This window comes from Thermonema rossianum DSM 10300 (genome assembly GCF_000426825.1).
In the GTDB taxonomy this organism is placed as follows: Bacteria; Bacteroidota; Bacteroidia; order Cytophagales; family Thermonemataceae; genus Thermonema; species Thermonema rossianum.
The window spans coordinates 293,578-318,346 of the sequence record NZ_KE384579.1; the positions used below are offsets into that span (position 1 = coordinate 293,578).

Here is a 24,769-nt window from a genome sequence, read left to right on the forward strand (position 1 = left end):
GAGAACGGCCCTTTTTTTGTACTTGTGGCTACGAATTTACATGTTTTTTCGCACCAACTCCACGGGGTTATCGGTGCTGAGCAGTAGTTGCAACACGTTCACTGCATGTTCTACTTCTTCGCGGGTGGTGTACCGGCTGAAAGAGAAACGGATAGCCCCACGTTCGGCGGGATGCTTGATGGCAGCCAGCACATGAGAGCCCTTCACTGCACCGCTGGAGCAGGCACTACCGCCCGAAGCGGAGATGCCCTGCAGGTCTAAATGAAACAGCAACATGTCGTTGTGCGGGGAAGGGGGAAGCGAAATGCTCAATACCGTGTAAAGGCTGTTGTCGATGTCGGCGCTGGTACCATTGAACGAGACGCCCGGAATCTTGGCGCGCAGCAGTTCTATCATGTGCTGCTTGACGCTTCGGATATGCCGGGCATGTGCCTGCATGTGCTCCTGTGCCAGCTCCATGGCTTTGCCTAAGGCTACAATGCCCGCTACGTTTTCCGTTCCACCGCGCATGTTGCGCTCCTGTGCACCGCCGGTAATGAGCGGGTGCACTTTAGATTTTTTGCGCATATACATGAAACCGATGCCCTTAGGCGCATGGAATTTGTGGCCGGAGCCTGCAAGGTAGTCTATTGGTATTTTAGACACATCGATGGGGTAATGTGCCATGGTCTGCACGGTATCGCAATGATAAAAGGCGCCGTAATGCTTGCATATGTCGGCAATCTCTTCAATGGGGTTCAGGGTGCCTATTTCATTGTTGCCATGCATGAGCGATACCAGTGCCTTGGGGTGCTTCTCTAAGAGTTGTTTTAACTCATGCAACGAGATACGCCCCTGTTCGTCTACCTGCAGCAGATGCATTTTTACTACTCCTTGCGCTGCCAAGTCTTCTACGGTATGCAGCACGGCATGATGTTCGGTAGGAGAAGTAATAACGTGCTGCAAACCGTGGGTGCGCACGGCACTGCGGATGGCGCAGTTATCGGCTTCGGTGCCGCCGGAGGTGAATATGATTTCGGCAGGCGAAGCGCCCAGGTATCCGGCTATTTGTTTGCGCACACGCTCGATGGCCGCCCGGGCTTGCCGCCCGTGCCAATGGGTGGAAGATGGGTTGCCGAAGGTGTCCCGCAGAAAAGGCAACATGGCATCTATTACCTCGGGAGCAACAGGGGTGGTGGCTGCGTTATCTAAATAAATACGTTTCATGGAGTTCTTTCGTTTTCCTATTCTCTGCTGATTTGCCGGAGTTCCTTGATGTCTGCCATGAATTTTTCCACAAGATTCTCCGCAATGCTTTGTGTGGGTGCCTCCGCGTAAATACGTATGATAGGCTCGGTATTGGAACGGCGCAGATGCACCCAGGCATCGTCGAAGTGTATTTTCAGCCCATCGATGGTGCTGTGTGGTTGGCGGGCATACTTTTCTTGCAGTGCCTGCAATACAGATTCCGGATGCAAATCTTCACTTAATTCTATTTTGTTCTTTATCATGAAGAAATTGGGGTATTGTGCCCGCAAGGCAGATGCCTTTTTTCCTGATTTTGCCAAGTAAGACAAAAACAGCGCTATGCCCACCAGGGCGTCACGCCCGTAATGCAGTTTGGGATAGATGACGCCGCCGTTGCCTTCGCCGCCAATGGTGGCACCTGTTTCCTTCATTTTGGCAACAACATTTACCTCACCCACAGCCGAGGCATAATAGGGCAGCTGTTTGCGTGCGCAAACAACTTTTAATGCCTGTGTGGAAGAAAGGTTCGATACTGCCGGACCGGGCTCGTGCTGCAGCACATAGTCGGCAACAGCCACAAGTGTGTATTCTTCACCAAAGGGGCTGCCGTCTTCGCAAAAGAGCGCCAACCGGTCCACATCGGGGTCAACGGCAATGCCTATGTCGTAATTGCCTTTGGCAAGGGTGTGGCTCAATTCACTCAAGTGCTCGGGAAGCGGCTCCGGGTTGTGGGGGAAGTGCCCGGTAGGTTCGCCATACAACACTTTGATTTCTTTTACACCCAAGGCTTCCAGAAGGCGCGGCACGGCAATGCCACCCACTGAATGCACGGCATCAACAACGACACGGAAGCCGGCTGCGCGGATAGCCGCCACGTCCACCAAATCAAGTGCTTTGATGGCTTCTATGTGGTACTCTAAAGCCTGCTCATAGGTGCTGTAGCTCCCCAATTGATGCACTTCGGCATAATGAAAATCACCGCTGTTGGCTTTTTGAAGAACGGCTTCGCCGGTGGCTGCGTCTATGAATTCGCCTTCTGCGTTCAACAACTTAAGGGCGTTCCACTGAATGGGATTATGACTGGCCGTGAGGATGATTCCCCCTTGGGCTTTGAGGTGAGGTACTGCCATGGCTACGGTGGGCGTGGTAGCCAGCCCCAAATCGACGACATCGAGGCCCAGGGCCTGCAAGGTACCGGTTACCAGCCGGCTCAACATATCGCCCGACAGGCGGGCATCGCGCCCAATTACTACTTTGGGGTGCCGGTTGCTTTCGCGAAGAAAGCTGCCGTATGCCGAAACAAAACGAATAATGTCAGGAGGGGTCAGGTTATCTACAGGCCGGCCGCCAATGGTTCCTCTAATTCCGGATATAGATGCTATTAAGGTCATAATTTGCAGCTAATTTGAGAATAACACCGCAAATTACAAAAATAGGCGCTTGTGCCCAAGCAAGCAGCGCAGGAAGGGGAAGCAAACATACGTATGGGGGAAACTTAATTTATGGGCGGCGGGGTGTCGCCTCTATAATGTACTGGTAAGGAAGCAGGTTTACTTCTACCTTTATAGAGTGATAGCCTGCTTGTTTGAGCTCTTGCACTACTTCATCAATAGACAGTTTGTGAGGCACAGGGGGACCTACCGGAAGCTCTGTTTTAAAAAAGTCAATGATAACGAGACGCCCGTTGGACTTAATGCCTTGTGCCGCTTTGGCAAAATACTCCGGGCGGTTTTCTATGTGGTGATAGGTATTTACCACCAAGAGCAGGTCAGCTTCTTGTGCTTTTAGCCCGCAATCGTCATATGGCACCTTGCGCACTTCTACGTTTGACAGCCCTTCTTTTGCCACTCGCTCTTTCAGGTACTTCAAAAACTCATCGTTGACATCGGCAGCAATAACCTTTTGGGCTTGCTTTGCCAGCCGCACAGAGAAGTAGCCACTGCCTGCGCCCAAATCCATCACGGTTTTGCCCTGCAAGTCGCCCAAATAGGCAATGACCTTACCGGGCTGCTGGTAGGCATCCCGCTCCGGTGATTCGAAGTTGCGGATGAGTTCGGCCACCGGACGTTGGTGCATGTGTGCATTGGCATCGTTGTGCTTGTCGGAGGTGTGGTTTTCCTTGTGAGGATCATGTTGGCAAGCACTCTGAAAGCTGCTCAACAAAATGAACAGCAACAAAAGGCGGGAAATCGTTTTCATATTCTTATGATTTTTGTTTTTTGTAGATAAAGATAAAATAAACCGGCGTTCATGCACACTAAACACCTGATAGTAAAACTAAATGGCGTCTTTAAACAAAACATATGACCGTCAAAAACTGCTGGGGCAAGTATATACCCCGCGTTTTGTGGTGGAGAAGATTTTGAACGAAACGGGCTATGACGGTCCCCACATATTGGGAAAAAGCATCTTGGACCCTGCCTGTGGTGACGGTCGCTTTTTGGAAGTGGCCATTGAGCGCATCATCCGCTATTCGCCTGCGGAACAGCTGGAAAAAAACCTTGAATGTGTACACGGCTGGGACATAGACCCGCAGGCAGTGCAAGACTGTCTTGCCCGCTTGGATGCGCTAGTTCGTCCTTTGGGCGTGAAGCCACGGTGGAATATAAAAGTATGTGATGCATTACGCGAAGGCCGGCACCGGAAAGCCAAACCTTTTGATTTTATTGTGGGCAATCCGCCTTATATACGCATTCAGCACCTGCGCGAAGAAGACCGCCGTTTCATACAACAGCACTATGCCTTTTGCCGTAGCGGCTCAACCGATATTTACATAGCCTTCTTTGAACTGTGTTACCATCTGTTGGCCGACGGGGGCGTTTGCGGACTCATTACGCCCAACTCTTTTTTGAGCAGCGAAACTGCCCGTATCATGCGCAACTACTTTCTGGAATACGGCCTTTTGCGCAAACTCACCAATTACGGCAGCATACAACTATTTGACAATGCCACTACTTACAGTGCCATTACTATTTTTGGCAGGAAGCGGCAAGACCATTTTATTTTTGAACAGGCAAAGACCGCCCGCTCTTTTGAACAGCGAAAAGTAAGCTGTGAAGAGCTGAAAGGGAAGCCCTTTTGGCAGTTGAGCGTGCGGGCTGCGGCCCACGGCATGAACGAAGGTGTACGCCTGGGCGACATCTGCCATATTCATGTGGGCATTACCACCTTATGCGACAAAGCTTATATTTTCCAAGTTGAACCCATAGAGGGCGAGCCGGATTATGTGATTGCCCATACGTACTACCGCGGAAAGGTGAAAATGGAAAAAGCCATTCTTAAGCCCATTATTAAAGCATCGAAATTGAAAGATCCCCACGAGCCGGTGCGCGAATTTGTTCTGTTTCCTTATGAAAAAATCAACGGGAAGCATCAAATCATTGCCGAGGAACGGCTAAAGCGAGACTACCCCTTGGCATATGATTATTTATTGAGCGTGAAGGAATGGCTGGACAAAAGGGACAATGGCAAGCCCAACCCGGTGGCGTGGTATGCTTTCGGCAGAAGCCAAGGGTTGGATACAAGCTTCGGTAAGAAGATATTGTTTTCGCCCATGAACAAGGTGCCCCGCTTTATATTAGTGGAAAACGAAGATACTACCTTTTATTCAGGCTACTGCATCAAGTATGCCGGCAATTACGACTTCTTGTTGCGCGAGTTGAATTCCCGGCGCATGGCGGACTTCATTGCAGTGTCAAGCCGTGATTTTCGGGGTGGCTGGAAAGCCTACAATAAAAAAGTATTACAAGAGTTTACTTTGAAGCTGCCGGAAGAGGAGCGACACTTGCTGGAGCAAAAGCAAAGAGAACGCCCCTCGCCTGCACAACAACCTTTGCCCTTTTAGGCAGGCAGGCTAATATTGCCCCGTGCGCAACATCACCAGGGTGCAGGCCTCGACCGTTTCAATGCCTTGTGCCTGTGCCCGCTCTGCCAAGGCAGGGTTTTCGGTGCCCGGGTTGAAAATGATGCGTTGGGGTTGCAAGTTCAGTAAAAAATCATACCATTCTTGTTGGCGCAGCGGGTTCACATAAAGGGTGATGGTGTGGATGTCCCGGGGCTTGAGCATGGCTTCAGCTTCCGCTTTGGAGAGAATTTTCTGCCCAAACACTTCGCCTTTTTTGATGCCTACCGGCACAAAAGGGTGCCCATATTGCGACAGCATGCTTGCCGCAATATAGGCATAACGGGAGAGATTGGGCGTGGCGCCTAATATGAGCGTTTTTTTATGCATGAGCGTATGGGTTTCCCTTTGTTACCAGCGAATGAGTGCCGAAGCCCAAGTGAAGCCGCTGCCAAAGGCAGCCAGGCAAACCAAGTGTCCGGGTTTTACCTTGCCGGCTTCCCATGCTTCCGTCAGGGCAATGGGAATGGAGGCGGCAGTAGTGTTGCCATACTTTTGTATGTTGTTAAACACTTGGTCATCGCGCAGATTCAAGGTTTTTTGCACATGCTGGGCAATGCGCAAGTTGGCTTGGTGAGGCACCAGCAGGTCAAGGTCTGCGGGCGTGTAACCGTTGGCTTCGAGCGCTTCAAGTATGACCTCCGGAAAGCGGGTAACGGCATGTTTGAATACGGCATTACCACGCATGAAGGGCAGGTGCTTGCCTTCTTCAATCATTTGTGGGGTGAGGCGTTGTTTTAGCACAGCCCCCGGGTGCTCCAAAAACAGATCCTCGGCAAAGTTGCCGTCTGAGTGCAGGTGGGTAGATAAGATGCGATGCGCCGGATCGTCGGTAGCTTCTACCACGGCGGCACCGGCACCATCGCCGAAAAGCACGGCTACGGCACGCCCCCGGTCGCTCAGTTCCATAATATTGGACTGTATTTCTGCACCTATGACCAGAATTTTTTTATACATGCCGCTGCGTATGTACTGGTCGGCTACCGATAGTGCATAAATAAAACCGGAGCACTGTGCCCGCACATCCAAGGCACCTATTTGGCGGAAGGGCAGCAAGCGTTGCAAAATAACCCCCGCACCGGGAAAGAAATAGTCGGGGCTAAGGGTAGCAAATACGATGAAGTCTATTTCTTCGGCAGTGATGCCGGCACGTTCCAAGGCTTGTGCGGCTGCGCGCGCCCCCATCTTGGCGGTGGTGTCTTTGCCTTCGGTAAAGAAACGGCGTTGCTCTATTCCGGTACGTTCCCGAATCCATTCGTCACTGGTGTCCATATACCGGGTAAGGTCATGATTGGTCACTACATTTTCCGGTACATAGAACCCCAATCCCGTAATTTTTGCGTAAGGCATGCGTTTGCTTTTTGGTTTGACATGGCGGGCAAAGTTACGAATGCCTTACTTTCTTAACAAAATAATGTAATATCTTTGAAGAGTTCAATTGTTATTTTTCGTTTTTTTAAATCCGATGCAGCCTTGCCAACAGGGGGGCTGCCCGGGCAGCGGCAGTGGGGATATTCCCGCTTTATTGATTAATTTCACCTTTTGAAAAACAGATTTCCTGCTTTTTCTTAGTTGGGCAGTGCTTCCTTTATTCTAAATTGAAATGGCTCTATGATTCACTTTGAGAAATTTACTTTACCGAATGGTTTGCGTGTAATAGTACACGAAGACCACACAACCCCCATGGTGGTGGTCAATACTTTATATGATGTGGGCGCCCGCGACGAGCACCCCGAAAAAACCGGCTTTGCTCATCTGTTCGAACATTTGATGTTTGGTGGTTCTGCGCATGCCGAAAGTTTTGACGAACCCCTGCAAAAAGCCGGAGGCAGCTCCAATGCTTTCACCAGCAATGACCTCACCAACTATTACGATATTTTGCCGGCTGCCAACATTGAAACAGCCCTGTGGCTTGAGTCTGACCGCATGCTTTCTCTTTCTTTTAAGCAAGAAGTGCTGGATGTGCAAAAAAAGGTGGTGATTGAAGAGTTCAAACAGCGCTACTTGAATCAGCCCTATGGCGATGTGTGGCTGCACCTGCGCCCCTTGGCATATAAGGTGCACCCTTACCGCTGGAATACCATAGGAAAAGATATTTCGCATATCGAGCGCGCAACGATGGACGACGTGAAGGACTTCTTTTTCCGTTTTTATCGTCCGCAGCAGGCCATTCTGGTAATTGCAGGCGACATCAAGGCATCGCATGCACGGCAGCTGGTCGAAAAATGGTATGGCGATATCCCTGCCGGCGAACCATACCACAGACAATTGCCTCAAGAGCCCCCTCAAACTCAGGCCCGCTTTCAAGAAGTGAAGGCTGCCGTGCCCTTGTCTGCTATTTACAAGGCGTATCATATGGTAGGGCGTACCCATCCGGATTATTATGCCACCGACATTTTGAGCAACGCATTGGGCGCCGGCGAGTCGTCGCGCTTGCACAAAGCCCTGGTACAAGAACAACGCCTGTTTCATGAAATATATGCTTACATCATGGGGCACTTGGACCCCGGCTTATTGGTGATTCAGGGCAAACTGAACGAAGGGGTCTCCATAGAAGCTGCCAACCGCGCCATAGAGCAAGTGGTGGAGCAGCTGCTGCAAGAAGGCGTGCAAGCGCGGGAACTGGAGAAAGTAAAAAACCAAGCCGCTACCGATTGGGCTATGGGTAACGTAGAGTTGATGAACCGTGCGCTTCATTTGGCTTATTTTGAGCTGTTGGGCGATGCAGCAAACATAGAGCATGAGCTTGAGCGTATTCGTGCCGTAAGCCTTGGCGACATAAACCGTGTAGCTGCCGAAGTACTTAACCCCAACAATTGCAGCACCCTCTTTTACATAGCAGAACCGGGCAGTGAGGCGAAGTAGAGCAGTATCCTGTTTGATTGACTGCAGGCAGAACAATTATTTGCAGGAAAATGTTAAATTCGTTGAGAATCAACTTAAAAAGCCATGAAGACTTCCACCCTGTCACAAACACCTCCCGAAGCGGTCTCCATAGACAAGCTGCTGCAAGAGCAAAGAGCGTTTTTTTACAGTGGACAGACATTGCCCCTGAGTTTCCGTAAGAAACAGCTGGTGCAATTGAAAAAAGCCTTGCAAGAAAATGAAGCGGCTATTTATGAAGCCCTCAAAAAAGACTTCCAAAAGTCACCGTTCGAAACTTTTGTGACCGAAATAGCAGTACTGGTTTCTGAAATTGACTTTGTGCTGAAACACATAGATGATTGGGCTGCTCCCAAACGAGTGGCTTCTTCTTTGTTGAACTTCCCTTCTTCTGACTACGTCTATCCGCAGCCTTTTGGCGTTTGTCTGATCATAGGCGCTTGGAATTACCCGCTTCATTTAACCATAGCACCGGCCATACCGGCCATTGCTGCGGGCAACTGTGTGGTATTGAAGCCTTCGGAGCTGTCGCCACATACCTCGGCGCTCATCAAGCAACTGACCGACCGCTATTTCGACCCCCGCTTTATGGCTACCGTAGAAGGCGGCGTGGAGGTAAGCCAAAAGCTGCTTGAACAAGCATGGGATAAAATATTTTTTACGGGCAGCACCCGCGTAGGCAAGATAGTGATGGAGGCAGCCGCCAAGCATCTTACCCCGGTTGTCTTGGAGCTGGGTGGCAAGAGCCCGGCGGTTATAGATGCTTCCGCCAACATAGAGACAGCCGCCAAACGCATCATCTGGGGCAAGATGGTCAATGCCGGGCAAACCTGTGTGGCGCCCGACTTTGTACTGGTGCATGAAGAAGTAAAAGAGTTGTTTTTGCACCATGCCGTGAAGTATATAAAAGAATTTTACGGCGAAGAGCCTGAATTGAGTCCCGACTTCCCGCGTATAGTGAACAGCCGCCATTTCGAGCGCCTGTCGAAACTGCTGGAGCGCACCAAGGGGCGCGTCGTGCATGGCGGGCAGCTCGATGCCACGCAGCTGTATATTGCGCCCACCATCGTAGATGGAGTAGATTGGGATGATTCTTTGATGGAAGAGGAATTGTTCGGACCTATTTTGCCGGTGCTTACCTTTACCGATATTTACGAGGTGATGCACCGCCTCCAGCGCATGCCGCACCCCTTGTCCATGTATATTTTTACCAATGACAAAAAGACCGAGCAGCTTTTGATTGAGCGGGTGCCTTTTGGGGGCGGATGTGTAAATGATGTGGTAGTGCACCTGGCTAACCATCATCTGCCGTTTGGCGGCATTGGACCCAGCGGCATGGGCAACTATCACGGCAAATATGGGTTTGATGCCTTCACTCATTACAAAGGCATTGTAAAACATGCCACTTGGCTGGATGTACCCTTGCGCTATGCGCCTTATGAAGGCAAGTTGAATATGGTGAAAAAGCTGGTGAAGTGGATTCTGTAAAATGAAAACCTTTTATTGCCTATAAAAGCAGACAGCCCGGTGCGTTGCCGGGCTGCTTTTTTGGGAAGGCATTAGGCATCGCTCATGACCTTGTAGGTTGGGTCTTCCATTACATTGACTTCAATTACCGCATCTGCCCTTTGTAGCAAACGGCGGCAGTCCGGACTCAGATGTTTGAGATGCACTTTTTTGCCGGCTTTCCGGTAGCGTTCCGTCACTTTGTTTAAAGCTTCTATGGCAGACATGTCAGCAACACGGCTTTCGGCAAAGTCGATGATGACTTCGTTGGGGTCGTTGTGTACGTCAAACTTTTCATTGAAAGCAGTGACAGAACCGAAAAAAAGAGGACCGTAGATTTCATAATGTTTTACGCCCTGCTCGTCGATACGCTTTCTTGCCCGTATGCGTTTGGCGTTGTCCCATGCAAAAACCAGGGCTGCAATGATGACGCCTATGATAACTGCCAGTGCCAGGTTGTGCAACACCACCGTAACTATCGTGACCAATACCATTACAAGAATATCGGACTGGGGAAACTTGGTAAATGTCTTTAAACTGGCCCACTCAAAGGTGCCAATGGCAACCATGATCATCAAGCCGGTGAGCGCCGCCATCGGTACCTGTTCTATGAGTGAAGAGCCAAACATGATGAAAACAAGCAGCATCAAGGCAGCAACAATACCTGAGAGGCGGGCACGCGCCCCGTTTGATATATTGATAAGGCTTTGGCCAATCATGGCACAGCCACCCATGCCCGAAAATAGTCCGGAAAGCACGTTGGCAGCCCCCTGGGCAACAGCTTCCCGGTTGCCATTGCCCCGGCTGTCGGTGGCTTCATCTACGATATTAAGCGTCAAGAGACTTTCTATTAAACCAACGGCTGCTACAATGGCTGCATAAGGGAAAATAATGGAAAGTGTTTCCCAGCGAAGAGGTACGGCCGGCAGGTGGAAGGGCGGGAAGCTTCCCTTGATGGATGCCAGGTCGCCAACTGTTTTTGTATCAAGCTTAAAAACAGATACGATACCAAAAACCAGTAAAATGGCGCTTAGGGATGCAGGGACTGCCTTCGTTATTTTAGGAAGCCCCCAAATGACCAGCATGGTCAAAAGCACCAGGCCCAAGAACACATAAAGGGTGGGGCCGTGCAGCCAATTCCCGTTGGCATCTTTGAATTGGTCCAACTGTGACATGAAAATGATAATGGCCAAGCCGTTGACAAAGCCAAAAATGACAGGGTGCGGTACCAGACGAATGAGCTTGCCCAGCTTGAAAAAGCCGGCTGCCATTTGCAAAATACCGGCCAGTACAACCGTTGCCAATACATACTCTACACCATGACTCTTGGCTAAAGTCACAATAACAACGGCTACCGCCCCGGTAGCACCGGATATCATACCGGGACGCCCCCCAAAGAGAGCTGTGATAAGCCCCATCACAAAAGCGGCATATAAACCGGTAAGGGGCGACAAGCCGGCAATAAAAGCAAATGCAACGGCTTCCGGCACCAAGGCCAATGCTACGGTAATGCCCGAGAGTACCTCTGTCTTGTAATTGGTCTCTCGTGGAAGCTGTAAGGAGTGAAGATACTTTTTCATGAAATAAAATCAGAAAATGGATGAATGATAAAATGAAAAGGCGTTTAAAAGCAATCAATAGAAGCGAGGGAGGGAAGAAGGGAGAAAGGGGAAGTGATCAATCAAATAAAATCATGCGAACGGTGATTATGCAATAAGAAAACACAAAGCGGCTGCAAAGATAGGGTTTTTATGGGAAAGTTTCTTAGTTGAAGACCATTTGTTTTACTTCCTTCGCTTGCTAAATAAAAACGCAGCCGCTACGAATGTTGCCGGCTGCTTTTAAAAGAGAAGGGGGTTGAACGGGGGAGTTATGCGCTTTCTTTTTCTTGTTCTTGTTTTTCCAGAAACTCTAAGAATACGTCACTGTTGGGCTGCATGCTTAAATTTTGGTATATCCGTTTGAGCATATGCAGAAATTGCTCTTCTTCTTCTTTGCTGAATCCCATGAACACTTCTGCATGAAGCTCGTCGATGGCTTCCAGTGCATCTTGTACAGTCTTTTCGCCTTTACGTGTAAGGCTTAGCCAGTAGGAGCGCCCGTCATGGGGGTTTTCGCGTCGTATAATCACGCCCTTTCTTTCCAAATCACGCACGATGCGGGTCATGGCTGCTTTATCTACCTTCAATAGGTCGGCCAGCTGTTGCTGACTGATCTGGTTTTGGTGTTCATGAATTAACCAAAGCGTATGAAAATGCCTATCGACAGGGGCAAAATGTAATTCGTAAGCAAGGGTCCGGTTATACATTTTGTCAAGTAAATAGAAAAACAGTCCAATGGAGCGCTTCTCTTTTTGCATACTTTTATTCATATAAACACATGTTTGTTTTTGTGTATTTGCTGCTTATCTTAACAGCGAAAGTTAAACATAAAACACGATAAGAACATGAAGGAAGGCAAAAGGTGGGCTGTGTAGTGCGCGAAGCATTGAGTAATATAAGCATAAGTCCTTAAATATAAAAACTACTTTTTTACAATATTGTTTGTGAAAACAATGAGTTTTATGTTTTGCGGCAATCACTTTGAAAATAGCATGTCCACCTTTTTATAATGCTTGCCGTTTGTGAAAGGATTGTATTTTTACGCTTCAGATACTCGCATATTCTCATGAACGCACAACGCTTGGTTTTTATTGTCAATCCAATTGCCGGGGGCAAAAACAAAGAGGCCTTTGCCGGGTGGATACGTGATTTCTTTTCGAAAGAAGCATGGCAGATAGACATTCACTATACGCAGGCGCCGGGCGATGCTACGGAGCTTAGCCGCCGGGCCATTGAGCAGCCTTGCCGGGCGGTGGTGGCCGTCGGGGGCGATGGCACCATCAATGAAGTGGCACAGGCATTGTTGGGCACACCGGTGCCTTTGGGGGTGGTGCCTTTCGGTTCGGGCAACGGCCTGGCCCGGCATTTTGGCATTCCTTTACGCCCCAAAAAAGCCTTGGCATTGTTGAAACAGGGCAAAACCATTTGCATGGATGTGGGGCGCATCAACGGCAAGGTGTTTTTATGCACAACCGGCATTGGTTTCGATGCGGCGGTGTCTGAACGCTTTGCTTCCTACCAAGCCCGTGGTTTTATGACCTATGTGCGCAGCACCTTGGAGGTGTTCGCCACTTATCGCCCCGAAGAGGTAGAAATAGACTGGGGCGAAGGGCGGCATGCTTATTCCATTTTTTCGGCTACGGTAGCCAATATATCACAGTATGGGAACAATGCCTATATTGCCCCGCAGGCAACTGCCGACGACGGATATTTGGATTTGTGCCTGCTGAAACCTTTTCCCAAATGGAAAATGCCCCTTGTAGGTGGTGCCTTGTTTGTTAAAAAACTGCCTGCCTTTAGTTTTTATGAGCACCGGCGCGTGAAACAAGTTACATTTTACCGGAAACGGGCGGCAGTGAGCCATCTCGATGGCGAAAATGTGTATGAAGGCAACCGCTTGCATGTGGAAATAGAGCCCCGTGCCTTGCATTTGATAGTGCCTCGCTAAGCATTATTCCCGGGAATTTATTAGCTTTTGCACCGCTTCGCTTTTGTTCAACCTTTTAAATGAACTGTTTTTATGAAAAGACCATACGGCATTCTCGCCCTGATGCTTGTTTTTCTGTTTACGGGAGTAGCTGCCCGGGCGCAAGACAAGGCATCACAAAAGCCACACAAGAAAGGAAAAGAGCCTTTGGTTTTCATCGATACCGACTACGGGCAGATAGTATTGCTTTTATATGATCTGACGCCCAAACACAAGGAAAACTTTTTGAAGCTCGCCAAACAAGGATTTTATGACGGCTTGCTTTTTCACCGCGTCATTGAGCACTTCGTGATTCAGGGGGGCGACCCTGACTCGCGCAATGCAAAAGCAGGACAGCTTTTGGGCGATGGCGATGTGGGCTATCGTATCGATGCCGAATTTGATGCACGTCTCTATCACAAGCGGGGGGCTGTGGGGGCTGCCCGCGACAACAACCCCGAAAAAGCTTCTTCCGGTTGTCAATTCTATATTGTGCAGGGCAAAAAACTGACCGACGAACAAATTGCTGCCATTTCTAAGCGTACCGGTGTGCAATTTACGCCCGAACAGATAGAAACCTATAAGACGGTAGGCGGCATTCCCCATCTGGACCAAAACTATACCGTCTTTGGGGAAGTGATTGCCGGCATGGAAGTGGTCGATAAAATTGCTGCCGTAGAAACCGATGCCAACGATCGCCCCAAACAAGATGTGCGTATGCGCATGAAAGTGAAAAAAATGAGCCGGAAGAAAATAGAAAAGCGCTTTGGCTATCGCTTCCCCGATTATTTGTAGTGTTTTGATTTTCAGTATGTTTAAATGCCAAATATAAAACCTTCAAAAACCTTATGACACGCGTATTGACGGGTATTCAAAGTTCAGGGCGCCCCCATTTAGGCAATATCCTGGGTGCCATTTTGCCGGCTATTGAGTTGTCGAAAAACCCGGACACCGAATCTTTCTTTTTTATTGCGGACCTTCACTCGCTGACCACCATCCGGGATGCGGCTCAGCGCATAGAAAACACCAATGCCGTGGCTGCCGCATGGTTGGCTTTTGGCTTCGATACCAAGAAAAACTATTTTTATCGCCAGTCGCGCGTGCCCGAAGTAACCGAGCTTACTTGGTACCTGTCTTGCTTTATGCCTTACTCGCGCTTGAAACTGGCTCATTCGTTTAAAGACAAGTCCGAAAAGCTGGGCGAGGAGTTTGTAAGCACCGGCTTGTTTACCTATCCGGTATTGATGGCTGCCGATATTTTGCTTTACGATGCCAATATTGTACCGGTAGGTAAAGACCAACAACAGCACCTCGAAATCACGCGCGACATTGCCGAGCGCATCAACCACCACTATGGCGAAGAAGTGTTTGTGTTGCCCGAAGCACGCATTCAGGAGCAGGTAATGACCGTGCCCGGCACCGATGGGCAGAAGATGAGTAAATCCTACGGCAACACCATTGATGTGTTTTTGAGTGGCAAGCCCCTGCGCAAGCAAATCATGTCGATAGTCACCGACAGCACCCCCCTTGAAGAACCCAAAAACCCCGACACCTGCAATGTGTTTAAGCTGTACAGTCTGCTGGCAAGCCCCGAAGAGGTGGAAGCCATGCGCCAAAACTACCTGAAAGGAGGCTATGGTTATGGGCATGCCAAGCAGGCACTGTATGAATTGATTGAAAAGAAGTTTGAAAAAGAGCGGGAGCTGTTCAATCATTATATGAGTAACCCCCAAGAGCTGGACGCTATCTTGCGTGAAGGTGAAGAAAAAGCAAGGGAGATAGCACACAAAACCCTGCAGCGGGTGCGCCGGGTGATGGGCTTTGCTTAAAGTCGTCGATTACGAAAGCATCAAACGAAGCTTACTATGCAACGCCTCATGCATTATATCAATGGGCAATGGTGCCCGCCTGCCTCGGGTGACTTCCTGTCCGTGGTGGAGCCGGCCACCGGGCAGGTATATGCCGAAGTGGCGGCGGGTACTGCTGCCGATGTAGAAGCGGCCGTGCAGGCAGCCCGGGCTGCTTTTCCCGCTTGGGCTTCCATGCCGGTGCGGCAACGCGCCCACTATCTGATGCGTATAGCCGAAGGCATAGAAGCGCGTTTGGCCATGTGGGCAGAAGCAGAAAGCCGCGATACGGGCAAGCCTCTGTCTTTGGCACAGCAGGTAGATATTCCGCGGGCAGCCCTGAATTTCGAGTTTTTTGCCACTGCCATCATGCAGATGGCATCGGAAAGCTACCAAACCGACACACACGCTATCAATTATGTGTTGCGGCAACCCTTAGGGGTGGTTGCCTGCATTTCCCCCTGGAACCTGCCACTGTATTTGTTCACTTGGAAAATAGCACCGGCGCTGGCAGCCGGCAACTGTGTAGTAGCCAAGCCTTCGGAACTTACGCCCGTAACTGCCACCCTCTTGGCCGGGTTGTGCCAAGAGGCAGGCCTGCCGCCCGGTGTGCTGAATATCGTGCATGGGGTGGGGACAGAGGTAGGCGAACCCATGGTGTTGCATCCACAAGTGAAGGCGGTTTCTTTTACCGGCGGCACACGCACCGGTGCACGCATTGCAGAGTTGGCAGCCCCTCGCTTCAAAAAGTTGTCTTTGGAGTTGGGCGGCAAGAACCCCACCATCGTTTTTGCTGATGCCGACTACGAGCAGGCACTCGAGACCAGCGTGCGGGCAGCCTTCCGCAACCAAGGCGAAATATGCTTGTGTGGTTCGCGCGTGCTGATTGAAGCCTCTTTGTATGAGCGATTTAAAAAAGATTTTGTAGAAAGAACACAGCGCTTGCGCATAGGCGACCCGCTGGACCCCGCCACAGACTTGGGCGCTTTGATTTCCGAAGCGCACCGCCAAAAGGTGCTGTCTTATATTGACTTGGCAAAAGAGGAGGGAGGCACGGTATTGACCGGCGGTGTTGCCCTGCAGCCGGCGGGGCGTTGTGCCAATGGGTATTTTATGGCACCCACTGTCATTGAGGGGCTGGATGCCCATTGCCGCACCAATCAGGAAGAAATCTTTGGTCCGGTGGTTACGCTCATCCCTTTCGAGACTGAAGAAGAAGCCGTTCATCTTGCCAATGCCACACCCTATGGTCTTTCGGCTTCGGTTTGGACGCAAAACCTGGCACGTGCCCACCGCGTGGCGGCAGCCATAGAAGCGGGCATCGTGTGGGTGAATAGTTGGATGCTGCGCGACCTGCGCACCCCCTTCGGCGGCATGAAGGCGTCGGGCGTGGGGCGCGAGGGGGGCTTCGATGCCCTGCGTTTCTTTACAGAACCTAAAAACGTGTGCATACGCTATGAGTAAACCACAAATAGAAACCATCTACAGCCAACGGGCTGCCGAGCCGGTTGGTCCCTACCCGCATGCCAAACGGGTAGGCAACCTGCTTTTTTTGTGTGGTATGGGACCGCGCCGCCGGGGGCAGAAAGAAATCCCCGGGGCTATTTACAACGAACAAGGCGAAATAGTGGATTACGACATAGTGGAACAGGCAAAGGCCGTTTTTGAAAATATTCGCCTTGTGCTGGAAGAGGCAGGTGCCCGTTGGGAAGACATTGTGGATGTGACGGTGTTTCTTACCAATATGAAGCGCGACTTTGCCGCCTTCAACCAAGTGTACAAAGAGTATTTCGGCGAAGTACAGCCCACACGCACCACCGTGGAAGTGGGGGCGCTGCCTACACCCATTGCGGTAGAGTTGAAGGTGATAGCGGTGGTAGAGTAATGCCATCGAGAAAGCTTTTTCATTTTGTCTTTCTCATTTCGATTGCTTTTGGCGCTTCAAGCGTCCCCCTTTGCTTATTTGTGCTTTTCCCTCGCAGCCATTTGGTGGTTTCCCTCCTGTCATTTCGAGCGCAAGCGAGAAATCTCTTTTACTTCTTTTTGCTTGGTGGGCTTTGAGATTTCTTACCTCACTGCGTTTGGTTCGAAATGACAGGTTACATTTTGCAGCGGCAGGTATTTCTTTGAGTGTATAAAAAAAAGAAGGCTGCCCGGGAAGGGCTGCCTTTGGCTTCTTATTTGAGTACTTTCACCTCTACCCGCCGGTTCAAAGCACGGCTTGCTTCGTCATCTTTCATGGTCAAGGGACGTGTGCCGCCATAGGCTTTGTATTTGATGCGTTTGGGGTCTATGCCCTTGCGAATCAGGTAGCTGCCTACAGCCTTTACCCGGTCTTCGGAAAGTTTGATGAGCGACTTTTTGTTGCCATATGGCTCGGTGTGCCCTTCCAACAGAATGACTGTGTTGGGGTTTTCTTTGAGGGTTTCAGCCAGGGCATCCAAGGTAGGGTAGGACTCGGGCAGCAGGTCGGCACGCCCCCGGGCAAAATATATGTTTTCAAGACGGATTTTATTGCCTTTTTCGAGGGGTGTCAGCTCAATATCTTTGACCACCTCTGTGTATTCTTTTTTGTCTGAAAGGTCAATGGTCACCTCGGCAGGAAAGAACCCTTTGGCACTTGCATGCACTACATATTTTTTCTGTGGCTCCAGCGATGCTTGATACATGCCCTGTGCATCGCTTTCGATGGTGAAGGTGGTGTCATCGGAGCTTATTTTCACTTCGGCAGCAATGGGGGCTTTGGTACGCTCATTGCGCACCTGCCCGGTGAGCATAATCACTACCTTTGGGCGGCTTTTTATACTGACTTGTATGCGGTAAATGTCTTCGTTGGATACGAAATAAGCATATTCGCCGGAGGCTGAAATACTAAAATAGGCTTCCCAGCCTTTGGTGTTGACTGCCGGTCCCAAGTTTTTGGGAGGGGTCCAGTTGGTCCAGCTGTCATCGAGGCGGCGGCTCATGAATATATCCGACGAGCCGTAGCCGGGATGCCCGGTGCTGGCAAAGTAAAGGGTTTTGCCATCGGCAGCAAGGAAAGGCGACATTTCGTTGGCGGCGGTATTGATGACCGGGCCTAAATTACGGGGCTTGGAAAAGCGTTTTTCGCCTTTCTTAAAAGATACGTATAAATCTTTGCCCCCATGGGTGTCTGCCATCTTGATGGCCATGAGCAACACTTGCCCGTCGGCAGAAAGGCAGTATTCCGAGAACTGACTGCTGTTTTCAAACCCTTCTATGATGAGCTCTTCGGGCTGTGTCCACTTGCCGTCAATTTTTTTGGCAATAGACACCCCTTTTTTCATGCTGCCGTCGGGAAGATACACATTGTTGATGAGCATGGTGGTGCCATCGGCAGAAATGGAAAAAGAGGAGTTGTGTGATGGGTTGTTGATGGGAGGACCCAAATTGACCGGCTCGCTAAACGACAGGTCCGGGTTGATTTTGCTGTACCATATATCCTGGCGATATTCTTTTTCGCCCCGCTCATTGACAAGTGGTATGTTTTGCGGGTGGTTTTCGCGGGTAAAATAGAGTATTGTGCCGTCAGGTGATATGTTGGGTGCTATTTCGATATAAGGGCTATTGATGGTTTCGCTGAGTTTTTCGGCGGTGGCTTCCCATTCAAATACGTCGTCGGCAACGGGAATATGTGGTTTTACGGGGGCAGTACCCGTAGAAATGCCGATGGCGTCGATGCAATTATAGCCGGGCACCTTCACCGGTGAAAGAATGACCTTTACACTTTTGACCGCATAGGGGGTGGGCGAAACACTTACGCTGAAAAGGCGGCTTTTTTCGCGTAATGGTCCCAGGTTGGTGTTTCGATAAACCAAATAGGGGTTGTCGTCGGTATCGTAGAAATATATTTCACGGATAGCGCCCGGGCGGCTGCATTCGGCTACTACCACCTGCCGCACCCCTTTGACCGGCTTGGAAAACCCTACTTTGATGAACTCTTCACTGGCGTTGGGGGTAGAGGGCGCCCACATGACCGGACTTTCGCCACTGCCGTTGCTTAAAAAGCCGTTGGGCGGTCCCAGCACCTGTTCGGGGGCATACTGTTTGGGGTCATCGAGGCGTGTGTAATAAGAGGAATACTCCAGCACTTGGTCTGCCCAATAAACCTCCGGGGCTTGCATTTGAGCCCATAGTGCCTGTGCCCATAAACCAAACAACGCAGAAAGCCAAAAAACATACTTTTTCATGAGAAACCGTTGATGTGTACCTTCGTTTTTAATCTATAAACTTCGCCTAAAATAATCAATTTTTTGTAGAGAACCGTATGCGTTTAATCTGTCAAGTCTATAGTTTGCCATGGCAGTTCCCGTTTGAAACTCAACAGGCCACTGGCGGTATCATGTTTATAACTGTCAAATACAGGCGCTGCCAGCATGAAGCCATCCATACGTAATAAGCCCCAGTGCCCTTGCTGTTTGACCACCACTATTTGTTCATTCAGCAGCACAACCTGCTCATAATCCGTATGCAAGCGCTCAATACCTTGGGGGTCCACAATGCCCTGTTGATTTGCTTTGCTTACCAACCACCAGCCGCCGGGCAGGCGCTCAATGCTGTCATATTCGAAAGGCACTACGGTTTTACCTTCCTTATTGATAACGCCCCACTTGTCTTGGTATTTTACAATGGCCGTACCTGCTTGAAAACTTTCGGCTTCTGCATAGCGCGGCTGTATGCGTAGTGTTTCCCATGTATCTATGAAGCCCCACTTTCCGGCTATTTGCACGGCAGCCAGCCCTTCTGAAAAGGGCTTTACATCGCCATAGCGCGTGCTGATGCGCTTGTTGCCGCGTGTGCTCACAAAACCCCAGCTGCTGCCTTCGCGCACCGGCACCAAGCCTTGCTGTGCCAGTCCCAAGGCGCCAAAAGGACGCAGTGGCAGCAGCCATTCGCCTGTGTTGCTTACCAGACCATATTTTCCTTCATGATATACAGTAAAAATGCCGTCTTGCGAAAGCCCGAGGATGCGGTCGTAAAGTGGTTCTATGATCCATTGTCCCAATCGATTGAAAACACCTTCATGTCCCCCATAGCGCACAAGGTAAAGGTCTTGATTGAGTTGCTTCCATTCATGAACTTTCCCCCCCAGCTCACCCTGTGGCAAGCGCAGCAGCTGCCAGTCATGGTTTTGCTTGATTAAGCAGGCATAACGGCTGAGCAGTAGCAGGGAATCGGCAGCAGGCTCTACCATCCACTGTTGTGCAGCTTCGGAATAAAGCCCTTGCTTTTGTTCTACTTGCACTATCCAGTAAGGGGGAACATAGGCAAGCAGGCTATCGAAGCGCGGCGCAACCACCCAGCGGCTCAGGCGGTCCATGATGCCCCATTGCCCCTTTTGCTTCACGGCAAAGCGCTCAAAGTGAAACGGGCGAATATCTTCATAGGCGCCAAAGGGAATAAGTTGCTTTTTGTTTGCATCGTAAAGCGCCCATTGGCCTTCTTTGTAAACGCTGAAAAAGCCCGGCAGATCGGTGCGCACACTGTCAGCAGGAGGGGTGATGCGCTCAAATGCCCGGTTCAGCACATAGCAGCCGCTGCTGTCGCGTACAAGACAAAGGCCGTCGCCTACCGGCTGAATGTATTCGTATTGTGGCGGTGTCAGGAGCTTGCCGCCGGGCGACAGAAAGCCACTGCGGCCGTCTAAGCTGTATGCCAATAGTTGAGCATCGACCGGGAAGATGTCTGCCAGGCGGAGCACTGCCTGTTGTTCGCCCCTTTCATCATAGAACTGCCATTCGGGGAAAGGTGCCACCCGGTAGCGTTTGTCGTGGATGGCATAAATGGCGCGGTATTGAAGTGGCAGCAGCAGCCGGCCTTGGGCATCGCATACGCCCCAGCGCCCACTTTCTTGCACGATGGCGTGGGCAGCATCTACGATATGCAGGGCGTCCCATGCACGTCCGCCAAAGTGAGGTGTCAATGTCTGCTCTTGATAGGCTTGCCAGCGGCTTTGACGGCGCACAAGCCAAAAGCCCTGTTCAAAACGCAGCCCTTGGAAGGCGATATCCCATATGACTTTCCCCTTGAAGTCAATAGCACCAAACAACCACTTCCCGCCTGCCTGACGCTTGCCCACAATCCAGTACTTGCCTCTTTCCACACTCTGCATGAAGTGGTATTGAAGGGGCAGCACTACCTTGTTTTTTAAAGTGTGCAATCCCCACAAGGTGTCTTTGCCTTGCCGTTTGCCTATTGCCAGCAGGCCGGCTTGTGGATAGCGAATGGCATCATATTGAGCCGGAAGCACCACTTTGCCCGTAGGGATATGCACCAAACCCCACAGCCCGTTTTGCACGAATCCTATGAGCTGATTGTAGCTGTCTTGCTGAAGAGAGCCGTCGGCTACATTGCCATGGCGCCGGTAGTCTATCCAGTAGTAGTCGTCTGCCCAGCCGATGTAGTCATACTGTGGCGGAAGCACAAACTTCCCCTTGCTGTCGATAAGCCCCCACCGGCCTGCTTCCATGACTTTGGCATAGCCGCTGCGCATGAAAGGAAATGCTTTTTGAAAGCGTGGCGGAATAACAAAGCCATCATGGCCGGGCGTGGGGCTGTAGCCGTAAAGCCCTTGCGCAGAGCGTTGAACGAAAAGCGTTTGGGCATGCCCCCAAGATATGGCAAGCAATGACAGACAGCCGGTAAGCAGAAAACGAAAAACAAGCAGATGGCGCATGGTGTCAGGAAAGTCACTTTTTATCTTACAAAGATGCTAAGATTTTGTGTAAGAGTGAAGGACGTCAATATTTGATGCCCGGTGCGGCATTCGTAAAGAAAGCAAAGTTAAAAGGATTGTTGAAAGGCAGTACTACATTTTTATTAGAAAAATGTACCTTGCCGTAAAGAACAAAACATAAGCTACAGCCCCATGAGTGCTTCAATTCTTAGTGTCTTTCGTGCTTTACAATCAGAGATAAAAGGCGGCTTTTTTACTGATGAGACCATGCGCCGGTTATATGCAACCGACGCTTCGGCTTACAGGGAGCTGCCGGCGGCGGTGGCTTGCCCGCGCAACGAAGAAGAAGTGGCTCTGTTGGTGCGGGCAGCGCTTGAGTATGGTTTTGCTTTGATTCCGCGCACCGCCGGCACTTCATTGGCAGGGCAGGTAGTAGGCAATGGCGTGGTGGTGGATGTGTCGCGTCATATGCGGCAAATTCTGAATATAGACCCGGCGCGCAGGCGTGTGCGTGTACAACCCGGTGTGATTCGCGATAACTTGAACATGGCGCTCAAAGAATATGGATTGTTTTTTGCTCCGGAGACTTCTACCGCCAACCGGGCAATGATTGGGGGCATGGTGGGCAACAACTCGTGTGGTGCCAATTCGTTGGTATATGGCAGCACCCGTGACCACCTGCTGTCTGTCAAAGGATTCATGGGCGATGGGCATTACCGTCATGTCCATGCTTTGTCAGACGAGGCGTTTTATGCCAAGCTGCAAGCCGGCGACCCGGAAGGGCAGATATACCGCACGCTTTACAACATATTGATAGAACCGGCAAACCGGCGGGAAATCGAGCGTCAATATCCCAAAAGCAGCATCCGGCGCCGCAATACCGGCTATGCCTTGGATTTGCTGTTGCGGCATCGCCCTTTCCAAGAAGACGGCACACCTTTTAACCTGTGCACCTTGCTTGCCGGCTCGGAAGGGACCTTGATGCTCATGACAGAGCTGGAATTGAACCTGGAGCCTTTGCCGCCTCCTCACAAAGCACTGGTTTGTATTCACTGTGAAAGTATTGACGAATCGCTGCGTGCCAATCTGTTGGCTTTGGAGCACCGGCCCACCGCTTCGGAACTGATGGACCACTATGTGCTTGAGTGTACAAAAAACAACATAGAACAGCAGCAGAACCGCTTCTTTGTAAAAGGCGACCCGGCTGCCATTCTAATGGTGGAAATTTCGGACCATAGCGAACACAAAGCCATCGAGCGGGCAAAACAATTGGTAGCCCATTTGAAAGAAGCGGGCTACGGCTATCATCATCCTATCGTGACCGGCGATGATATTCAAAAAGTGTGGACGCTGCGCAAAGCCGGCTTGGGCTTGTTGTCCAACATGCCCGGCGATGCCAAGCCGGTGCCCGTCATAGAAGACACGGCTGTAGATGTGCGCGACCTGCCCGACTATATCCGCGAGTTTAACGACATATTGAAAAAATACGGTTTGTATTCGGTACACTACGCCCATGCCGGTGATGGCGAATTGCATCTGCGTCCCATCATCAATTTGAAAACCAAAGAAGGAAATGCACTTTTCCGGACCATCTTGGAAGAAGTTGCCGCACTGGTAAAGCGCTATCGCGGCTCTTTGAGTGGTGAACACGGCGATGGGCGCCTGCGTGGCGAGTTCATTCCCTTCATGTTGGGCGAGCAGGTATATGCCTGGTTGAAAGAAGTGAAAAAAGCCTTCGACCCGCAGAATATTTTCAACCCGGGCAAAATAGTGGACACCCCCCCCATGAACACGTCCTTGCGTTTTGAGCCGGGGCAGCCCACGCCTGACATCCCCACGCTGCTGAATTTCGATAGTAGCCTGGGCATTCTGCGTATGGCAGAAATGTGCAATGGTACTGCCGAATGCCGGCGTACGCACCACCGGGGCGGCACCATGTGTCCCAGCTATATGGCTACACTCGACGAAAAAGACACCACCCGGGCGCGAGCCAATATTTTACGGGAGTTTTTGACCCACTCGCCCAAGTCCAACCGCTTTGCACATGATGAAATCCACGAAGTCATGGACCTTTGCCTTTCGTGTAAAGGGTGCAAGACAGAATGCCCCTCGAATGTGGATGTGGCAAAGATGAAAGCGGAGTTCCTTTATCAATACTATTGCGAAAAAGGCATTCCATGGCGCAGCCGCCTGATTGCTTCCATAGACAAAGTCATGCGTTGGGCTGCTTTGCTGCCATCGCTCTACAACAGGCTGGGGCGTGGGGCGCTTGTCAAACGCCTGATGGGCATAGCACCACAGCGTAGCTTGCCCCGTCTGCACCGCCGCACTTGGGCGCAATATCTCAACAAACGTTTGGCAGCGGGCCAAACCACTGCCTCGCAGCGCACGGTGGTGTATCTTTTTGTAGATGAGTTTACCAACTATCACGATGTGCCGGCCGGCATAGCCATGACCGAACTGCTGCTGGCATTGGGCTATGAAGTGCGCCGGGTAAAGCACTTTCCTTCAGGCAGAGCCTATATTTCCAAAGGCTTGCTCAAAGAAGCACAAAACTATGCACGACGCAACGTGGAAATATTTGCCCCTTTGCTCATAGAGCAGCCGGCAGTGTTGTTGGGTGTTGAACCATCTGCCATTCTTAGTTTTCGTGACGAATATCCCGATTTGCTTTCCGGCACCTTGCAAAGTAAAGCAAAGGCAGTAGCAGAAAAAGCCCTGCTGCTCGATGAGTTTTTGGCGCAGCAAATGGAAGCAGGGGCTATTTCAAACAGTGCTTTCAAGGCACTGGACCGTACAATATGGGTGCATGGGCACTGCCACCAGAAAGCATTGTCTTCGCTCACCTATACGCGCAAGTCGCTATCGTTGATTCCCGGTCTTTCTGTGCGTTTTATACCTTCGGGATGCTGTGGTATGGCAGGCTCTTTTGGTTATGAAAAAGAGCATTACGACTTATCGATGAAAATAGGGGAGTTGGTGCTTTTTCCTGCTGTACGACAGGCTGCCCCGGGTGACATAGTGCTGGCCTCGGGCACCAGCTGCCGTCATCAAATAGCCGACGGCACCGGCCGGCAGGCCATGCACCTGGCAGAAGTTCTATATGAGGCACTGAAAAAGAGTGAATAGTCTTTATTTAAC

The 24,769-nt window shown here is 50.6% G+C and carries 18 protein-coding genes; 9 read left to right on the top strand and 9 right to left on the bottom strand.

Going from position 1 to position 24,769, the window contains the following annotated elements:
• Window positions 1-36: 36 nt before the first annotated feature.
• From K384_RS12880 to K384_RS12890, 3 genes are all read right to left on the bottom strand, one after another.
• Window positions 37-1,206, bottom strand: coding sequence for a cysteine desulfurase family protein (locus tag K384_RS12880; RefSeq protein WP_038032907.1), 1,170 nt, complete (start codon window positions 1,204-1,206; stop codon window positions 37-39).
• A 17-nt stretch (window positions 1,207-1,223) separates the two neighbouring features.
• Complete coding sequence (glmM, locus tag K384_RS12885) at window positions 1,224-2,618, bottom strand: phosphoglucosamine mutase (protein ID WP_038032908.1); 1,395 nt, start codon at window positions 2,616-2,618, stop codon at window positions 1,224-1,226.
• A 109-nt stretch (window positions 2,619-2,727) separates the two neighbouring features.
• Window positions 2,728-3,426, bottom strand: a complete 699-nt coding sequence (locus tag K384_RS12890) for a class I SAM-dependent methyltransferase (protein WP_038032909.1) — start codon at window positions 3,424-3,426, stop codon at window positions 2,728-2,730.
• A gap of 82 nt (window positions 3,427-3,508) precedes the next feature.
• Between K384_RS12890 and K384_RS12895 the strand changes: the two genes are divergently transcribed.
• The gene (locus K384_RS12895; RefSeq protein ID WP_071837502.1) at window positions 3,509-5,071 is read left to right on the top strand and encodes an HsdM family class I SAM-dependent methyltransferase; all 1,563 of its coding nucleotides are present in this window, start codon (window positions 3,509-3,511) and stop codon (window positions 5,069-5,071) included.
• A gap of 9 nt (window positions 5,072-5,080) precedes the next feature.
• On the opposite strand, the gene K384_RS12900 is transcribed toward K384_RS12895, so the two are convergent.
• On the bottom strand, window positions 5,081-5,458 hold the full coding sequence (locus K384_RS12900) for a CoA-binding protein (protein WP_038032910.1): 378 nt from the start codon (window positions 5,456-5,458) through the stop codon (window positions 5,081-5,083).
• A 21-nt stretch (window positions 5,459-5,479) separates the two neighbouring features.
• On the bottom strand, window positions 5,480-6,478 hold the full coding sequence (locus K384_RS12905; protein WP_038032912.1) for a beta-ketoacyl-ACP synthase III: 999 nt from the start codon (window positions 6,476-6,478) through the stop codon (window positions 5,480-5,482).
• 261 nt (window positions 6,479-6,739) lie between these two features.
• Here K384_RS12905 and K384_RS12910 point away from each other — a divergent pair, with 261 nt between their 5' ends.
• Both K384_RS12910 and K384_RS12915 read left to right on the top strand, forming a co-directional pair.
• Complete coding sequence (locus K384_RS12910; protein ID WP_038032915.1) at window positions 6,740-7,993, top strand: M16 family metallopeptidase; 1,254 nt, start codon at window positions 6,740-6,742, stop codon at window positions 7,991-7,993.
• An 84-nt stretch (window positions 7,994-8,077) separates the two neighbouring features.
• On the top strand, window positions 8,078-9,499 hold the full coding sequence (locus tag K384_RS12915) for an aldehyde dehydrogenase (protein WP_051633406.1): 1,422 nt from the start codon (window positions 8,078-8,080) through the stop codon (window positions 9,497-9,499).
• Between the two features lie 71 nt (window positions 9,500-9,570).
• Here the strand turns inward: K384_RS12915 and K384_RS12920 are convergent, their stop codons facing one another.
• Together K384_RS12920 and K384_RS12925 are read right to left on the bottom strand one after the other, a co-directional pair.
• Complete coding sequence (locus K384_RS12920; RefSeq protein WP_038032916.1) at window positions 9,571-11,097, bottom strand: SulP family inorganic anion transporter; 1,527 nt, start codon at window positions 11,095-11,097, stop codon at window positions 9,571-9,573.
• Between the two features lie 290 nt (window positions 11,098-11,387).
• The gene (locus K384_RS12925) at window positions 11,388-11,888 is read right to left on the bottom strand and encodes a MarR family winged helix-turn-helix transcriptional regulator (protein ID WP_038032918.1); all 501 of its coding nucleotides are present in this window, start codon (window positions 11,886-11,888) and stop codon (window positions 11,388-11,390) included.
• Between the two features lie 296 nt (window positions 11,889-12,184).
• On the opposite strand from K384_RS12925, the gene K384_RS12930 reads away from it, so the two are divergent.
• The 5 genes from K384_RS12930 to K384_RS12950 all read left to right on the top strand — a co-directional run bounded on the left by K384_RS12930 (window position 12,185) and on the right by K384_RS12950 (window position 16,816).
• Window positions 12,185-13,066: a diacylglycerol/lipid kinase family protein gene (locus K384_RS12930; protein WP_038033047.1), complete on the top strand. Its 882-nt coding sequence runs from the start codon at window positions 12,185-12,187 to the stop codon at window positions 13,064-13,066.
• Window positions 13,067-13,138: 72 nt separating this feature from the next.
• Window positions 13,139-13,879 carry a peptidylprolyl isomerase gene (locus tag K384_RS12935; RefSeq protein WP_038032920.1) on the top strand — a complete coding sequence of 247 codons (741 nt, stop codon included), beginning with the start codon at window positions 13,139-13,141 and terminating at the stop codon, window positions 13,877-13,879.
• Window positions 13,880-13,932: 53 nt separating this feature from the next.
• Window positions 13,933-14,913 carry a tryptophan--tRNA ligase gene (gene trpS / locus K384_RS12940; RefSeq protein WP_038032921.1) on the top strand — a complete coding sequence of 327 codons (981 nt, stop codon included), beginning with the start codon at window positions 13,933-13,935 and terminating at the stop codon, window positions 14,911-14,913.
• Window positions 14,914-14,949: 36 nt separating this feature from the next.
• On the top strand, window positions 14,950-16,395 hold the full coding sequence (locus K384_RS12945) for an aldehyde dehydrogenase (RefSeq protein ID WP_038032922.1): 1,446 nt from the start codon (window positions 14,950-14,952) through the stop codon (window positions 16,393-16,395).
• Entirely contained in the window at window positions 16,388-16,816 is a 429-nt protein-coding gene (locus tag K384_RS12950; RefSeq protein ID WP_038032923.1) for a RidA family protein, read from the top strand. The genes K384_RS12945 and K384_RS12950 overlap by 8 nt, the downstream gene beginning before the upstream one ends.
• Before the next feature lie 292 nt (window positions 16,817-17,108).
• On the opposite strand, the gene K384_RS12955 is transcribed toward K384_RS12950, so the two are convergent.
• Window positions 17,109-19,142: an OmpA family protein gene (locus K384_RS12955; RefSeq protein WP_051633409.1), complete on the bottom strand. Its 2,034-nt coding sequence runs from the start codon at window positions 19,140-19,142 to the stop codon at window positions 17,109-17,111.
• Window positions 19,143-19,225: 83 nt separating this feature from the next.
• Window positions 19,226-21,628: a WG repeat-containing protein gene (locus K384_RS12960; protein WP_038032925.1), complete on the bottom strand. Its 2,403-nt coding sequence runs from the start codon at window positions 21,626-21,628 to the stop codon at window positions 19,226-19,228.
• 192 nt (window positions 21,629-21,820) lie between these two features.
• On the opposite strand from K384_RS12960, the gene K384_RS12965 reads away from it, so the two are divergent.
• Window positions 21,821-24,757, top strand: coding sequence for an FAD-binding and (Fe-S)-binding domain-containing protein (locus K384_RS12965; RefSeq protein ID WP_038032926.1), 2,937 nt, complete (start codon window positions 21,821-21,823; stop codon window positions 24,755-24,757).
• Window positions 24,758-24,769 lie beyond the last annotated feature (12 nt).

What these genes read in the sequence shown, in the direction of transcription:
- K384_RS12965 (WP_038032926.1), top strand. Translation starts at nt 21,821, where the DNA reads ATGAGTGCTTCAATTCTTAGTGTCTTTCGTGCTTTACAATCAGAGATA.
- K384_RS12880 (WP_038032907.1), bottom strand. Translation starts at nt 1,206, where the DNA reads ATGAAACGTATTTATTTAGATAACGCAGCCACCACCCCTGTTGCTCCC.
- K384_RS12890 (WP_038032909.1), bottom strand. Translation starts at nt 3,426, where the DNA reads ATGAAAACGATTTCCCGCCTTTTGTTGCTGTTCATTTTGTTGAGCAGC.
- K384_RS12930 (WP_038033047.1), top strand. Translation starts at nt 12,185, where the DNA reads ATGAACGCACAACGCTTGGTTTTTATTGTCAATCCAATTGCCGGGGGC.
- K384_RS12960 (WP_038032925.1), bottom strand. Translation starts at nt 21,628, where the DNA reads ATGCGCCATCTGCTTGTTTTTCGTTTTCTGCTTACCGGCTGTCTGTCA.
- K384_RS12950 (WP_038032923.1), top strand. Translation starts at nt 16,388, where the DNA reads ATGAGTAAACCACAAATAGAAACCATCTACAGCCAACGGGCTGCCGAG.
- K384_RS12895 (WP_071837502.1), top strand. Translation starts at nt 3,509, where the DNA reads ATGGCGTCTTTAAACAAAACATATGACCGTCAAAAACTGCTGGGGCAA.
- trpS (WP_038032921.1), top strand. Translation starts at nt 13,933, where the DNA reads ATGACACGCGTATTGACGGGTATTCAAAGTTCAGGGCGCCCCCATTTA.
- glmM (WP_038032908.1), bottom strand. Translation starts at nt 2,618, where the DNA reads ATGACCTTAATAGCATCTATATCCGGAATTAGAGGAACCATTGGCGGC.
- K384_RS12945 (WP_038032922.1), top strand. Translation starts at nt 14,950, where the DNA reads ATGCAACGCCTCATGCATTATATCAATGGGCAATGGTGCCCGCCTGCC.
- K384_RS12915 (WP_051633406.1), top strand. Translation starts at nt 8,078, where the DNA reads ATGAAGACTTCCACCCTGTCACAAACACCTCCCGAAGCGGTCTCCATA.
- K384_RS12900 (WP_038032910.1), bottom strand. Translation starts at nt 5,458, where the DNA reads ATGCATAAAAAAACGCTCATATTAGGCGCCACGCCCAATCTCTCCCGT.
- K384_RS12910 (WP_038032915.1), top strand. Translation starts at nt 6,740, where the DNA reads ATGATTCACTTTGAGAAATTTACTTTACCGAATGGTTTGCGTGTAATA.
- K384_RS12935 (WP_038032920.1), top strand. Translation starts at nt 13,139, where the DNA reads ATGAAAAGACCATACGGCATTCTCGCCCTGATGCTTGTTTTTCTGTTT.
- K384_RS12955 (WP_051633409.1), bottom strand. Translation starts at nt 19,142, where the DNA reads ATGAAAAAGTATGTTTTTTGGCTTTCTGCGTTGTTTGGTTTATGGGCA.
- K384_RS12920 (WP_038032916.1), bottom strand. Translation starts at nt 11,097, where the DNA reads ATGAAAAAGTATCTTCACTCCTTACAGCTTCCACGAGAGACCAATTAC.
- K384_RS12925 (WP_038032918.1), bottom strand. Translation starts at nt 11,888, where the DNA reads ATGAATAAAAGTATGCAAAAAGAGAAGCGCTCCATTGGACTGTTTTTC.
- K384_RS12905 (WP_038032912.1), bottom strand. Translation starts at nt 6,478, where the DNA reads ATGCCTTACGCAAAAATTACGGGATTGGGGTTCTATGTACCGGAAAAT.